This is a genomic window from Pseudoalteromonas sp. S408 (assembly GCF_005886645.1).
GTDB lineage: Bacteria > Pseudomonadota > Gammaproteobacteria > Enterobacterales > Alteromonadaceae > Pseudoalteromonas.
Genome location: NZ_PNDY01000013.1, coordinates 140,619 through 155,510, shown reverse-complemented (window position 1 = coordinate 155,510; position 14,892 = coordinate 140,619). Strand labels below are relative to the sequence as shown.

At 40.6% G+C, this 14,892-nt stretch carries 10 protein-coding genes; 8 read left to right on the top strand and 2 right to left on the bottom strand.

Annotated features, from left to right (window positions below; genetic code table 11):
- The first annotated feature begins 75 nt into the window (after positions 1-75).
- The gene (locus CWB62_RS12020; RefSeq protein ID WP_138527498.1) at positions 76-4,620 is read left to right on the top strand and encodes a PKD domain-containing protein; all 4,545 of its coding nucleotides are present in this window, start codon (positions 76-78) and stop codon (positions 4,618-4,620) included.
- A gap of 61 nt (positions 4,621-4,681) precedes the next feature.
- Here the strand turns inward: CWB62_RS12020 and CWB62_RS12015 are convergent, their stop codons facing one another.
- Entirely contained in the window at positions 4,682-4,879 is a 198-nt protein-coding gene (locus CWB62_RS12015) for a CsbD family protein (protein WP_138527497.1), read from the bottom strand.
- Positions 4,880-5,152: 273 nt separating this feature from the next.
- Between CWB62_RS12015 and hrpB the strand changes: the two genes are divergently transcribed.
- The 6 genes from hrpB (at position 5,153) to CWB62_RS11985 (ending at position 12,535) form a co-directional block, all read left to right on the top strand.
- A complete protein-coding gene (hrpB, locus tag CWB62_RS12010; protein ID WP_138527496.1) occupies positions 5,153-7,579 on the top strand; it encodes an ATP-dependent helicase HrpB in 2,427 nt (808 codons plus the stop codon).
- 93 nt (positions 7,580-7,672) lie between these two features.
- Positions 7,673-8,137 (top strand): nuclear transport factor 2-like protein, encoded by a 465-nt coding sequence (locus CWB62_RS12005; protein ID WP_138527495.1) that lies wholly within the window; start codon positions 7,673-7,675, stop codon positions 8,135-8,137.
- A gap of 109 nt (positions 8,138-8,246) precedes the next feature.
- Positions 8,247-9,371: an HDOD domain-containing protein gene (locus CWB62_RS12000; RefSeq protein WP_138527494.1), complete on the top strand. Its 1,125-nt coding sequence runs from the start codon at positions 8,247-8,249 to the stop codon at positions 9,369-9,371.
- A complete protein-coding gene (locus CWB62_RS11995; RefSeq protein ID WP_138527493.1) occupies positions 9,368-9,919 on the top strand; it encodes a heme NO-binding domain-containing protein in 552 nt (183 codons plus the stop codon). The genes CWB62_RS12000 and CWB62_RS11995 overlap by 4 nt, the downstream gene beginning before the upstream one ends.
- Positions 9,912-10,889: a sensor histidine kinase gene (locus CWB62_RS11990; RefSeq protein ID WP_138527492.1), complete on the top strand. Its 978-nt coding sequence runs from the start codon at positions 9,912-9,914 to the stop codon at positions 10,887-10,889. Before CWB62_RS11995 ends, CWB62_RS11990 begins: the two co-directional genes overlap by 8 nt.
- 95 nt (positions 10,890-10,984) lie before the next feature.
- Complete coding sequence (locus CWB62_RS11985) at positions 10,985-12,535, top strand: sensor domain-containing diguanylate cyclase (protein WP_138527491.1); 1,551 nt, start codon at positions 10,985-10,987, stop codon at positions 12,533-12,535.
- 63 nt (positions 12,536-12,598) lie between these two features.
- Here the strand turns inward: CWB62_RS11985 and CWB62_RS11980 are convergent, their stop codons facing one another.
- On the bottom strand, positions 12,599-12,814 hold the full coding sequence (locus CWB62_RS11980; protein WP_058552207.1) for a hypothetical protein: 216 nt from the start codon (positions 12,812-12,814) through the stop codon (positions 12,599-12,601).
- A gap of 166 nt (positions 12,815-12,980) precedes the next feature.
- Here CWB62_RS11980 and CWB62_RS11975 point away from each other — a divergent pair, with 166 nt between their 5' ends.
- Entirely contained in the window at positions 12,981-14,888 is a 1,908-nt protein-coding gene (locus tag CWB62_RS11975) for a DUF1800 domain-containing protein (protein ID WP_138527490.1), read from the top strand.
- The last annotated feature ends 4 nt before the right edge of the window (positions 14,889-14,892 follow it).

Genomic DNA, 14,892 nt, shown 5'->3' with positions numbered 1-14,892 from the left:
TGTACAAAAATTATTTCTTTGTCTAAGCTAAAAATCTAGTTAATAAATGCTTGGCTTGTTTGAGGAAATTACACTATGCGTATATTTTTGCTCTTTTTAATCTTTTTGTTGAATGGCTGCGGTAGCGATACATCGGATAACCCAGTAGACGGTGGTACTAATGCAGGTACAGATGCAGTTATACCCATTGCAAATGCAGGCCATTCTGCGCAATTGCAAAAAGGAGCAACGGTAGTTCTAAATGGCGGTGGTTCATATGACCCTGATGGCGCTGCTTTAACCTACAGTTGGAGCATTGTTAGCGCGCCGCCAAGTAGTACGAGCGAATTAAGTGATACAGCATCTCCATTTCCAAGCCTTTTTCTTGATGAAGCAGGAAGTTATGAAGTAGCGCTTGTTGTAAATAATGGAACAACCGATAGTGATCCAAGCACAGTTATTATTAGTGATACCGATTCAATGCCAGTAGCGAATGCGGGTCCTGACCGTCGGGTATCTGGTAGTCAACCAGTTATGTTAGATGGTAGCCGAAGCTCAGATAGTGATGGTGACCAACTATCTTATGAGTGGTCAGTTATTGGTAGCCCTGCAGGTAGTAATGCCGCTATTACAAATGCTACTAGCCCTTTTGCTCTATTAACACCAGATATTTCAGGTGACTATCAGGTACAACTTATTGTTAGTGATGGTGTTTTACAGAGCGCTGCCGATACTGTTTTAATAAGCGATACCAACGTCGCACCTGTAGCAAATGCAGGAGCTAACCAGACCTATGAGGTTGGAAAAACCATCCGATTTGATGGTTCGGGTTCTAGCGATGCTGATGGAAACGCATTGAATTATCAATGGCGAATAGTATCAGCTCCAGTTGGAAGTACAGTTGAAATCCAGAATGCAACGTCTGTTATTTCAACATTAAGCCCAGATGTAGCCGGTGATTATGTTGTCTCTTTAACAGTAAATGATGGCGTTTATGATAGTAGTCCAAGTAGTGTCATTTTACATCGCACAAATCAAGCGCCTATTGCAGACGCAGGTCGTCATTTAAGTGGTCAAATTGGTCAAGTTATACACCTTGATGGTTCTGCATCGATAGATGGTGATGGCGATAGCATTCAACCTCGTTGGTCTATTATTTCCAAACCAAAGGCGTCTTTGGCGCAATTATCAGATATTGATTCTTTTCATCCTGTTATAACGCCAGACGTAAGTGGCGACTACGTCGTTCAGCTTATAGTTTACGATGGGCAATATTTAAGTACCGCAAGTACAGTGACTATCTCAACGTCTAACCTTCCGCCAACTGCGAATGCCGGTCCTTCGCAACTTGCTTCTACAGGTCAAATTATTCACCTGGATGGCTCACGTTCTAGTGATCCTGAAGAGAGAGGGTTAGGTTATCAATGGAGTATTATTTCGATACCAAAAGGTAGTGCAGTCACGCTGTCTGACTCCAACGTTGTTGCCCCGTCATTTACACCAGACTTAGCGGGGGACTTTATTTTTCAGCTTGTTGTTTCCGATGGTGTACTAACGAGTTCACCTGCGACCGTGATTGTTACTGATAAGGATTTACCACCGACTGCTAATGCCGGAAATGACCAATCCGCCGGCACGGGTTCATCAGTCAAACTAGATGGTTCTTTATCGAGTGATCCTGAGTTACAAGCACTCAGTTACCAATGGGTTTTATTGTCTAGCCCGGCAGGTAGTGGTAGCACTATTATGGATGCGAACCGTCCTATTGCTTCGCTTACCCCAGATCGCTCAGGTGATTATGTTGCGCAATTAACCGTAACGGATGCATTGGGCCAGCGTGATAGTGATGTGGTTATTGTTCGTGATGCTGCAAAAAATACATTACCAGTGGCGGATGCAGGGCGCGATATACAAGTTGATTTAGGTGCTAAGTTTGTACTCGATGGGTCAGGGTCGAGTGATGCTGATGGCGACATATTATCGTATAGCTGGGCAATTGTAAGCAGACCCGCAGGGAGCGTTGCACAACTGAACAATGCAACTTCTGCCAACCCTGACTTAACGCCTGATGTTGAAGGTGATTTCATTATTCAGTTAGTGGTTAGCGACGCTAAAAGTGTGAGTATTCCTGATGTTATTATTATTCACGATAAAGAGCGAAATTTAGCGCCTAATGCTTATATTAGTATTACACCACAGGGATTTGTAGGCACGCTTTATAACCTTGACGGTAACCAAAGCTCTGATCCGAATGGCGATAGCTTAAGTTACCTCTGGAGTTTAATTCCGACACAAGGAAGCGCAGCTACGCTTTCAGATAAAACTAGTTCAACCCCAACGTTTATGCCTGATGCAGTTGGCAGCTATATAATTACGCTGACAGTATCAGATGGCTCACTTTGGTCTGCCATTTACTCTCGAGCAATCACTATAGAAAATCCTCCTAAGGGGGCTGCTATCTCACTTCCTGCAGGACATAACCTAATGATGCTAAGTGGTACAGGGGGAGACAGTCGTACGGGTGCTGTTTATTCTATCTCTGAAAGTGACTTATCTAAGTCGACTGAGCTATTTAGTTTTCATGGCTTACCTGGAATCAATTCATCATCTTTTAGTCAGAGTTTAGTTGCTCACCCTAATGATGGTCACTTATATACAGTGTTAGGATCAACGGGGTTATATGGACGAGGCGCTTTGTTAAAATATAACCCAGCGAGTCATCACGTTGAACTGCTGATGAGTATTCCTCGACTGTTTCCATCTGGCAATGAAATAAGAAATGTAAAGGGCACACTCCTATTTCACCCTGATGGCAAAACAGCCTATGTTAAAGCTGATGCAGGAGGTTTAAACCAGTCTGGTGGCGTGCTGCAATTTAATATGGATGCAAGTAGTGACGATTACCTTACCGTACAGGTTATTGGTGAATTTGGTGCTACAGGTACAGACTACGCCGGATATCCTATTGCTCCTGTCACTAATTTAATGTGGAATGGTGATAATCGCTTATTATCAGTGTTCGTTGCTCCTCGCGGGTCTTTATACTGGCCTGGTTTTGAATTAACGGCAAGTGATTCAAATGACTTAAGTAAACCATGGGTTATATCTGGTTTTGGTGCCTTGGGGGCTCGCGGACGCCATATTGCTGTGAATAATGATACGGTTGTTCATTTTGTTAGTTCTAACTCCCCCATAATGGAATCTTCAGGGCGCAGCGGTGGGGTTGGTGAAGTCGCTTCTGATTGCAGAAACCCTATCGGTGCTTTCTTTTGGCGGGCGCCTCTGGTATTTAGTGTTTGTGAAGGAGTCACCTCAGAAACGCCTGCGGTATTATACGAAACAACGATATCAGGTGGACCTCTTTCATTAAGGCACTCTTTTAGTAACTGGAAAAATATCTCTATTGCTGGGTTAGTACCCTCTAAAGTTGCTGATAATATGTATATGACAGTCACTGATTATTTGGCAAAATTTTTAGTTGACTCAGTTGCTGACACAGGCTTAACAGTTGCGCCACCTTTTGTAAGCGAAATCACAAAGCCAAATTATAGTACTAAAACCATCATACAAGGCGGGGGTGATAAAGGGATATTATTTATTGGTGACCCCGCAATCCTAAATGACCCAGATGACTCAATTAATGACCGCTATGTATCGGTGCTTAGTTATGATGGTGGGGAGAATAAACGAGGTGCGATACTCACCTACGATCGCGCAGATAGTTCGGTTAGTATGACTTCGCTGGGCTTTAGCAAAGGTGGATTTCCTTTTGGTAAAGTCACTAAAAATTCAGCTGGGGATTACTTTTTTGCTGTGAGCGATGGCGAGCGTGGGCGAGATGGAGGTAAGGTGCTTCGATATGATTCTGCGCTTGGCGAGCTTGCAGAAGTTGTTTTACCACGTACCAAAAGACCTGGATTAAATCATGTCGAATCGGCCTCAGGTAAATTATATAGCTTAGGAATAGATCTTTTTGCTGATACTTACGAGCTGTATTCGATTGATACTGACTCCTTAGGTTACCAAAAAGAAGGATCTATTGGCCAAACCAGCGACGAGATATCTCGCTATGCATTAGCGATAGATAATAACAATGCGTGGTTCTTTACTGGTGATGCGCTTAATTGTGTTGACTTGTCCACTAATCAACTTAAAAGTGTGCAAGTAAGTTCATCTGGCAGTAATGAACCTGTGCGAGCAGTTGAATTTGCAACGCCAAGTGCTGATGGCTACTTTGCAACACGTTCAACCAGCGGTGCAAATGCTGCTATTCATCGTGTAGTCAATGACTGTGCAGCGCCAATAATTAGCTCTGTGATAACTGGATTAAGTGATGCCCCTTCTACGGCTTTATTAGCAAGTTCTGATGGTAACTTTTACTACGGCACAGAAGGTGGAAAGGTCATGCAGTTTGATGGTGTAAGTCAGCCTGTTATTGTCGCTTCATTTGACAATACAGGTGTTGTTGGGTTTTTAACTGAGGATGCTGAAGGCGCTATAGTTGGGGTATTGTCAAACGGTAATGCTCTAGAAGATAAAGTTTTCTCTTACACTATTGCTGATGGTACTACGTCAAGTCAAATAGTGCCCGAAGATAGACCCATTGATACATTTTATCCTGGTGTTACAGAAATAAACTAGCTATAGCTTTAATATAGCCAATTAAAAACCGCCAAATGGCGGTTTTTTTAGAAGTTAGCGATTAGTGAGTTTTTTCAAACTCATCTACTTCACGCTCTGCTTCTTCTTTAGATTTACCGTACTGCTGCTGGATTTTACCCACTAACTCTGTACGGCTACCTTCAATTTTGTCTAAATCGTCGTCAGTAAGCTCGCCCCATTTTTGTTGCGCCTTACCTTTAAGTTCGTTCCAATTACCTTTCATACGATCGCTGTTCATAAGTTTCTCCTTACTTAGATTTAATTAACGTTCAGTATAAAAGGAGCAAGGCGTGTACCAATAAGTTAAGTTTAAATTTTGTATTTATAATCATAATGTTATGTTTTTATTGGCACAGTAGGAATTAATATAGCGCGCATGTCCTTAAAAAATGTACAGAGCGGTCTGTAATTATTTCTGATTATGGTGCCCTTTATAACCACACGGCTTTAGCGGCGCGTTTATTTTTGGTTTTTGTTACAATGCATACAAAGCAATTTTGGGTAAATAGCAGTGCTGCCGGTTCAAAACATATATCAACAACTCGTAACTACATTACAAAGTAACCCTATAACGTTATTACAAGCACCGCCTGGCGCAGGTAAATCAACCTGGTTGCCGCTACAGCTTATGTGCGACGGCCATTTTAAACGTATTGTAATGCTGGAGCCGCGCCGCTTAGCTGCACGTAATATTGCCAATTACCTAGCGAAGTGCCAAAACGAAAATGTGGGGCAAAGCGTTGGCCTTCGTGTACGCGGTGAGAGTAAAGTAAGTAACAATACGCGCCTTGAAATAGTTACTGAGGGCATGCTTACTCGCATGCTACAAAACGATCCAGAACTTAGCGACATTGATTTACTGATATTTGATGAGTTTCATGAACGCTCAATTGCAGCCGATACCTCACTGGCTTTTGCTTTAGAGACCCAAAGTGCACTGCGTGACGACTTAACCATACTCCTTATGTCGGCCACCCTTGATACTGAGCGCTATACGCAATTTTTTGATTGCCCAGTTATTCAATCAAATGGGCGAAGCTACCCCATAGACGAAGTATACATACCCATAAAAGATGAAAGCCGCTGGCTTGATGCTATTCCTTCTTTAATAAAACAAGCACTAAACGAGCAAAGCGGCAGTGCGCTGGTGTTCTTGCCTGGTCAATTTGAAATATTACGTGTTCAACAGGCCCTTAATGATTTGCCAAGTAATTGCCTAGTTGCCACGTTATTTGGCGAGCAAGATAAAGCCAATCAGCAAGCGGCGATTGCTCCTGCGCCTGAAGGAATGCGCAAAGTCGTGCTTACCACCAATGTAGCCGAAACCAGCTTAACCATTGAAGGCATTCGCATTGTTATTGATAGCGGTAAACGACGCGCGGCCAGTTATAACTTAAAAACAGGTGTAACGGAGCTTACTACACAAAGCATATCGCGCTCCTCTGCCGTGCAGCGAGCAGGGCGAGCAGGACGAATAGAACCAGGTGTGGTTTATAGGCTTGGTTCAAAGCAAACCTTTGAGCGACGCAATAGCCACGATAACCCCGAAATACTCACATCAGACATAAGCCAACTTATGCTTGAAGCAAAACAGTGGGGCGCAAATATTAGCGAACTCACCTTGCTTGATACGCCCACTGCGCAGCAATGCACACAAGCAATGAGCTTATTAACTATGCTTGAAGCCATCGATTCCAAAGGCAAACTAACCAAGTTGGGCAGTAACATGCTGGGTTTTGGGGCGGATATTCGCTTAGCGCATATGCTTTTAAAAGCGCAGGCGCTTGAGGCAGAACTCCCTGGTATTTATCGCTTAGCACTTTATTTAGTGGCGCTGCTTGAGAGCAGAATAAACACCGCCAACGAGCTAAGCTTAGCGCTACATAGCCAGCAGCAAAGGCCACACCCAGTATTTAAACAGCAGTTAAAATACTGGCAAAGCCGTTTAAAAGTAACCGACAGTAACAGCGAACTAAACACCGAGTATTTAGGTTTGCTGGTAGCATTAGCTTACCCCGACCGCATTGCAAAAAAACGCGGCAATGGCTACTTACTTGCTAATGGTGCGGGCGCTGATTTAAACACCGATTACTGGCACAACGATGACTACCTTGCTATTGCTACCATGGGCGGCCATAAAGGCGCACGTATATTTGCAGCGACAGCGCTTAGCCCATTTGAGCTACAAGAGCACCTACCGCATTTATTTACTAAGCTCACCCGCTGTGAATTTGATGAAAAAACCGCGCGTTTTATTCATCAAGACGAAGTAAAGCTCGGCGCTATTACGCTTACAAGCCAGCCGAGCAAACAAAAGCTAGATAAAAGCGAGCGTGCCAAAGCGTGGCTTAATTTATTTACTAAGCATGGTTTTGCATTATTTAATGAACAGCCCGATGCACAACAATTATTAATACGCATGAGTTTAGCTAGTCAGTTTATGCCTGATAAATTCTCAACTATTAGCGAGCAACACCTTATAGAAACGGCTGATGATTGGTTAGGCGTGTACTTACAAGATATAAAAACACTCGATCAGCTTAAAAAGTTTAACTACTTTGAAGCACTGCAAAATTGTTTTGACTGGCCACAGCAAACAGCGTTAAAAGCGTTATTACCACTTAGATTAACGGTACCGAGTGGCTCAAATATAAAAATTAATTACCAGCTAGATGGCCCCGCAAAGTTAAGCGTGCGCATGCAAGAAGTGTATGGCTTAACCAGTACGCCTATGCTTGCTAATGGAAAGCTGCCACTACTTATGGAATTACTATCGCCAGGTAAGCGCTCATTACAACTCACACAAGATCTTGCGCACTTTTGGGCTACCAGTTATCGCGATGTGCAAAAAGAAATGAAAGGTCGCTACCCTAAACATTTTTGGCCAGACGACCCAGCTAACAGCGTGGCAACGAATAGAGTTAAAAGCAAAATGTAGATTTATTAGCTTAAAAGTATATGTTTTATTTTTAAGCATATGAGTATAGTGTACCTATAAATAAATCAATACTTTTACCACAAGGAAGAAGTGATGAAACTACTTTTTACATTAGTCTTGCTATTAGTGACTCCATTTTCGGTTTATGCTGAAAAGGCACTGGACTTAAGCAAATTTGCACAGCACTACTACGAAACAATGACAGCTACGCAAGCCCCAAACGCCGGTACTAAAGAGCTTGAAGCTTACCTTAGCTTATTAACAGACGATGTAGGCAGTCAGCACATACCGTATCAAGTAGATGACTCTCGCACTGCCGATGGGAAAGAATTAATGCGCAAAGGCATGAGCTTTTACTTAGGCGCGCATACCCTGTATGAAAGTGAGCTACTCAATACTTTTATATTTAACGATAGCGGTTTTGCGATTCGTTATAAAAACCACGCTAAAGGCATTCACCCACAAAACAAACAGCCAATAGAGTACACCTCAATAATGATGGAAGTAATAGAGGTTGAAAACGGTAAAGTGGCGATGATCCGTAAATATCATGAATAAAACCATGTGTTTACTTTTTACTAATTAGCGCCTTTGAAACTAGGGGTATTGATAAATTTATACTACGCTTTAGTTATAAACTAGTACGTTATAGCTTTAGGTGTAGTAGATGCATGATTTAAAAATCAATATTCTCATTATTGATGACGACGAACTGCTGTTACGTGCGTTAATACGCACACTTAACCGTTTATGCCCCAGCGCAGACGTGTCGAGTGTTCAAGTTGCTACTCAATTTGAACAACATATAAATAACAACGCCTTACCTGATATCATTTTTTGCGATTCGATGATGCAGCTTCCAACAGGCAAAAATGTGCTCGAACAAGCCAAGGAGCTCTGTCCTTCTGCGCTTAGGTGCCTGCTTACAGGTGACATGAGTGGTAATTATCAGCTCCAGTTAAATAACGTCATTCATTTTCATCTTGTTAAGCCGTTTACTCAGTCTCACTTAGAAAGTGTTATAAATAGTGCCACCGTGTTAAAAACACTTTGTATTAGCAGTGAACATCGCGTTGTTTTAGGCCAACTTTCAAAGCTGCCATTTTTAGGCGGTGTAACGCAAAACCTCCTCAATGAGCTCAATAAAAGCGAGCCTAATATTTCTATTTTAGAAAAAGATGTTCGGCATGATCCTTTACTTGCCGGTAAAGTTTTACAAATTGCCAACTCGGCCTTCATGGGATTTGATACCCACACATCGAGTGTAAAAGAAGCCATTGTACGCATTGGCTTAATAAACCTCAGAGCTATTGTGGTTTTTTCAGAGTTATCTCATCAATTACTCAGTAAAAATAAACAAAAAGCGATTAACCAATTAATAGAAAAAGGTTATAAAAAAGCAGAGTTATCGCAATCGTTAGCGAAATTTATAAAACAAGATCGCCAAGTTCAATTACTTGCATGCGCTGTTGGGTTATTAAGTGTTTTAGGTGAGCTAATTATAACGAGCAAAACCAATGGCGATTTAAATACACAAGCAGTACCTAAATTTGTTTTAAGTGCCTACTTATTATCACTTTGGGGGTTTGATCAAAACATAGTAGAAGCACAATTAATTGATGAATTACCCTCAGAAAAAAACATATCATTAACGGTGATCCACATTATTATTGAACACGTGTTTTGCAACAAGGCTTTGAACTTTAACCTTGAACAATTCGATTTTATAGACGACCTAAAACTACTCCCCGATTTACAGCAGTGGTGGTCAATTAATAAGGATAAAATATGAAAGGTATTATTTTTAGAGGCTTAGAGGCACTAGTTATTGAAAAATGTGGAATGGCTGCATGGGATGATTTACTTGAAAAAAACGCCCCAGATGGTCGCGTTTATATTTCGGCGCAAAGCTATCCCGATGAAGAAATAATTGGTTTAGCCCAAGATGTTGCAGCAGCGTTATCTATGACCATGCCCGAAGTGTTAAAAGCATTTGGTGAGTATTTGTTTGGTCATTTAAATAGGAGTCACCCAACAGTTGCTGAAGGCTTTGACAGTTTTGCAGAGTTAATTATGGGGATTGATAAGGTTATTCATGTTGAAGTCGCTAAGTTATACCACGAGCCAAATTTGCCAGAGATAGAAGCAAAGCTGGTTGAAGAAGGATTTATTTTAATGCATTACCGTTCTAAGCGGCAGCTATGTATGTGTGCTGAAGGGCTGATTTATGGTGCAGCTTCACATTTTGGAGTTAATGTAGTTTTAGACCATGTTGAGTGTATGCACGATGGCTGCGAAAAGTGCGTTATTGAAGTCAGATACGAGGCTTCAAATGGTTGAAGATAACTATAACTATAACTATAAAAAAGCGTATCTACGTGAAAAAGCAGCGAGAGATAAGCTAGAGGTATTACTGGAAGATAAAACTCGTAAGTTATTTTGCGCCAATCAAGAGTTAAAAGAAAAGCTGAGCATGCTTAAAAGTCAGAAAGTGACCATAATGCAAACCGATAAAATGGCAACACTCGGTACGTTATCGGCAGGCGTTGCTCATGAAATAAATAATCCACTTGCCTACGTGATGAGTAATCTCGACAGTATTAAGTACTTCAAACCTACACTGCATTCGTTAATGCAGGTTGCTAAGCAATTTATAGACAAATCTATATCCGCATCAGAATTAGAAGCGCAACTCGTTAAACTCGATAATGAAGCTAACATTGATTTTATTTTAGAAGATTTAGATGAGCTGTTAGACGACACGCATGAAGGGCTGCATCGCATTGCGGCAATAGTAAATAATTTACTTAATTTTGCCAGACCTAAAAATAACTTACTTGCTATGGCTGATATTACTGAATCTTTAAAGGGGGCGATTAAGTTACTAGCTAATCAATTAAAAAGTTGTGACGTTGAATGTACTTATGACGAGCTGCCATTAAGTTATTGTAATTTATCGGCAATTAATCAAGTGTTTGTGAATATATTACTAAATGCGAAGTATGCGTGTGATTTAGTTGATGGCAAGCAAGGCAAAATAGTCATCAAGTTATTTTCAGACGAAAAAAATATTTACATTGAAATTGCTGATAATGGCTGCGGCATGGATGAACAAACTAAAAGTCATATATTTGAGCCCTTTTACACTACAAAACCAGTTGGAAAAGGCACCGGAATGGGGATGGCCATCGTTTACAACGTGTTAAAAGAGCACAATGGTTCAATTGAGGTAGAAAGCGAACTGGGCGCTGGTACGCTAATGCGCTGTACTATGCCAATTACATTAATGCCAGAATCATCGTTAAATTAATAACGGCGCCATTTAAAACTTAAGCACATTTAAACAACTATTCATAAGGGCTATGCGGCAAATGCGTTTAGCTACTTACATTTTAGGCACTAATAATGACATTAAGATTTTTTGTAATAATAGGTACCCTAATTTTGATGTGCTTTGTAACTAGCTTATTGGTTAGTTACCGATACTTTTTTACGTTACCAACCATAAATGAAAACATTAAAGACTACCAAAATAGAGAGTTATTGAGCCTAGAAATAGCATTAAACAGAGAGTTTGTTTTTTTAAAAACCCTAAATTACGATTATTCGGTGTGGGATGACTCATACGATTACATGACGAGCTTTAATAAAGATTATATTGAGTCAAATTATGTGGACGATACTTTTAAATCACTCAAAATAGATGGTGTATTTATTTACGACATGAACTTTAAACAAGTTTATGCGCATACTTTTGATTATATTCAAGAGCAACCCTTTGAGCTGCCAGAGTTTGATTTAAATACTCGTTTGCCTAATCGTACTATTCTCCCTTATGGAACAAATACGTCAGAACGCTTCGGTTTTTTGAGTACAGAGCATAGTCCTGTTATGTTTGCATCGCACGCAATTCAACGAACAAACAAAACAGGAGAGTCTGTTGGTAGCATTGTTTTTATTAAAAAAGTAAGGGAGTCACAATTCGCTAAAATGGCCGAGATGGCACAAGTAAAGCTAAGCTACACTTTAATAAACAAAGACAGCGCACCACAAAGAGCGGTTGCTCTCAGTGATGGAATTCAAAATGAGGAAATAGCCACAGAGCGTCAAAGAACGTTATTAGATATAAATGGTAACCCAATTTTGCTTATGAATATTAAGCATCATCATCAGCGTATCCCCATTTTATTTGATAATTACTTAATAATTATTTTATTAATGTTTTTTATTGTCTCATTAATTGGCTTTTATATAGTTAACCGCTTTTTTATTACACCGTTAATTAATGGCGCATCTGCAATCAATTTAATGTTGCTTAAAAACGATCTTCAACCGCTTCACTTTAAAAATCAGTTTCTAGAAATGCGTGTGCTTATAAATGGTTTTAATTCATTAATAAAAGAGGTTAAAAAGCAAAACGAACAACTAGAAAAAATTAGTAAAATAGACGAGTTAACACAAATTTATAACCGGCGTGCTTTTGAAGAGATTTACACAACGCAGTGGCAAGAGGCCCACAGACAAAAAACAACACTGGGGTTAATGCTAATTGATGTAGATTACTTTAAGTTTTATAACGACTTTTATGGCCACCAAGAGGGGGATAGTGCTTTGCAAGCAGTTTGCCGTGTTTTAAAAGAGACCGCCCAATCAAATAATGGGTCGGCAGCGCGCTATGGAGGTGAAGAGTTTATAATGCTGTTTAATCAGCTTACGGCTGAGCAATTTGAAGCAATATCTCAACAACTGCTGCTAAATGTAAAGGCGCTAAACCTAGCTCATAAAGGCTCTAAAGTCAGTAACGTTTTAACTGTTAGTGTAGGTTGTGCTTTTGCAACTGCAAAAGCTATGGATAATGAAAAAGTAACCGCTAAGCTATTAATTAAAAACGCAGACGTTATGCTGTACGAAGCCAAAAATACCGGACGAAATAGAGCTTTAATTAAATCAATTTAATCAAATCGCTACTGCTAAATTGTTATTATTAACGCAAACAGGTTTAATATACATTGCTTTACACTAAACTTCTTTTCCTCCATGTTGCTCGGCTAAATCATCAAGCTCGGCAATAGTATAATCGAAGCCAGTTTCGTCGTAATCGTAGCTTACTTTTACGCTATCTCCCCCATTAAAAAGGCGTGTTTTTACATCGTTCACGGACCAGTTTTTTAATTCATGTAAAAAACGGTTGGCAACTTGCGAAGATTCAAACTGATAGCTAATTTCTGTTTTCATATGTGGTCTCTGGCTGTTTAACCCCCGTAGTTTGTGCATTTTTGAACGTTAGTCAAGTTTCGATTACAAAAAATAAAAGGAAAAAATGTAAATTTTGTGTTTCAATTAATGCATTAAACTAAGTAGGTAATTACCTACTTAAACCAAAATATCATGGCGATTTAACATGCATTATAAATTAGTTTTGATAGCAAGCTCAGTCTTTTTTCTTAGTGCCTGCGGCGGTTCAGGCTCAAGCGATACACCTAAGGTTAATGGTAATAAGCTCCCTATACTAACGTTGTCTGATTTGCCAAGCGATATCAAAAAAAGCCAAACTATTGAGTTAACAGCAGCAGCCAGCGATGCTGACGGCAGTATTGCCAGTGTGATTTGGCAGCAAGTTTCGGGGCCTGTTGTATTAAGTGAGCCAGTAAACGCAAGCTCAGTTAGCGTTAAATTGGCTGATGCATTAACTTACATGCCTTCAGAATATGCGTTTAACGTTACCGCGACCGATAACGAAGGGGCCACCACCGTTAAAACGGTTAACTTTTTTGCCCGCAATGGTATGGATGCATTTTCTGCAGCGCGGTTGTTGCATCAAGGAAGCATGGGGCCAACGCTTACAGAAATACAACGTGCGCAAGGGCAAAGTGAGCTGCACTGGCTCGATGCTCAACTAGCACTGCCCATTAACTATCATCGTGACTATATAGTGTTTACTAATGACGATGAAGATTTTAGGTATATAAGCCGAATAGACGCGTGGTGGAAAGCCGTCATGCAAAGCGACGACCAATTGCGCCAGCGCGTCGCTTTTGCGCTGAGTGAAATACTCGTTGTGTCTGATCTTAATAACGATTTACGTTCCCAGCCTGAGGGCATGGTGGCATATTACGATTTACTGCTAACGCATGCATTTGGTAATTTTCGTGATTTACTTGAGGCGATAACTTTATCGCCAATTATGGGAACTTACCTTAGTCATTTGGGCAACGAAAAGGCCGATGAGACCCTAAATATTCGCCCAGATGAAAACTATGCCCGTGAGGTCATGCAGTTATTTACTATCGGGCTTGATGAGCTAAACCAAGATGGCACTGTAAAATTAGACGCTAACGGTAATACCATTGCTACGTATGGCCAAGCAGAAATAGAAGGCTTTGCTCGTGTGTTTACAGGGTGGACATTTGCAGGCAGCGAAACATTTAAGCGCAAAAGTCGCGACTATGTTGCGCCTATGCAAGCATTTGAAGAGTACCATTCACAAAAGCAAAAAACGCTATTAAACGGCGACGTTATTCCCCAAGGGTATGGAGCGCAAGAGTCCTTACAACTAGCGCTTGATAATTTATTTAATCATCAAAATGTAGCGCCGTTTATTAGTAAGCAGCTAATACAACGACTTATTACATCAAACCCTACACCGCAATATGTAGAGCGAATTGCCAGCGTGTTTAATGATAATGGCGAAGGTGTAAGAGGGGATTTAGCTGCAGTAGTCAAAGCCATATATTTAGATGATGAAGCTCGCCATTACGGCAGCGTATTAAACTACCAAGGGAAAATAAAAGAACCGCTTCTTAAAACAGTCCAATTTTGGCGAAACTTAAACGCGAAGTCACCCGAAGGTTTTTACAAAACATGGAATTTAGTTGACCGATATGGGCAAGGGCCTATGCAGTCGAGTTCGGTGTTTAACTTTTTTAGACCTGACTACCAGCCTGCTCAGTTGCGAGCAGATGCATTAGTGGCTCCTGAGCTACAAATAGCGGGTGACGCTACCCTCATTGGCACCATGAATGAGCACTTTGCCGATTTAGTGTGGAGTACCGCAGAGGCGCACACCGATTTAAATCCAAATGGCATTTATGTTTACATCATTAACGATATGAATACTTTGCAAAGCAATGGGGTTAACTACTTACTCGATCAATACAGCGTACTGTATTTTGCAGGCTCTATGAGTAGTGACACACGCCAAGCATTATTAGATTTAGATGCCTATTTTGATGACGATCAATATCGCGAACGGGTATCGTATTTACTTTATATGATTGCTATTTCACCTGAATTTAATTTGCAGTATTAGGAGA

Bases quoted from the DNA above. Each gene is read 5' to 3' on its own strand.
- CWB62_RS12020 (WP_138527498.1), top strand. From the start codon at position 76: ATGCGTATATTTTTGCTCTTTTTAATCTTTTTGTTGAATGGCTGCGGT.
- CWB62_RS12015 (WP_138527497.1), bottom strand. From the start codon at position 4,879: ATGAACAGCGATCGTATGAAAGGTAATTGGAACGAACTTAAAGGTAAG.
- CWB62_RS12005 (WP_138527495.1), top strand. From the start codon at position 7,673: ATGAAACTACTTTTTACATTAGTCTTGCTATTAGTGACTCCATTTTCG.
- CWB62_RS12000 (WP_138527494.1), top strand. From the start codon at position 8,247: ATGCATGATTTAAAAATCAATATTCTCATTATTGATGACGACGAACTG.
- CWB62_RS11995 (WP_138527493.1), top strand. From the start codon at position 9,368: ATGAAAGGTATTATTTTTAGAGGCTTAGAGGCACTAGTTATTGAAAAA.
- CWB62_RS11990 (WP_138527492.1), top strand. From the start codon at position 9,912: ATGGTTGAAGATAACTATAACTATAACTATAAAAAAGCGTATCTACGT.
- CWB62_RS11985 (WP_138527491.1), top strand. From the start codon at position 10,985: ATGACATTAAGATTTTTTGTAATAATAGGTACCCTAATTTTGATGTGC.
- CWB62_RS11980 (WP_058552207.1), bottom strand. From the start codon at position 12,814: ATGAAAACAGAAATTAGCTATCAGTTTGAATCTTCGCAAGTTGCCAAC.
- CWB62_RS11975 (WP_138527490.1), top strand. From the start codon at position 12,981: ATGCATTATAAATTAGTTTTGATAGCAAGCTCAGTCTTTTTTCTTAGT.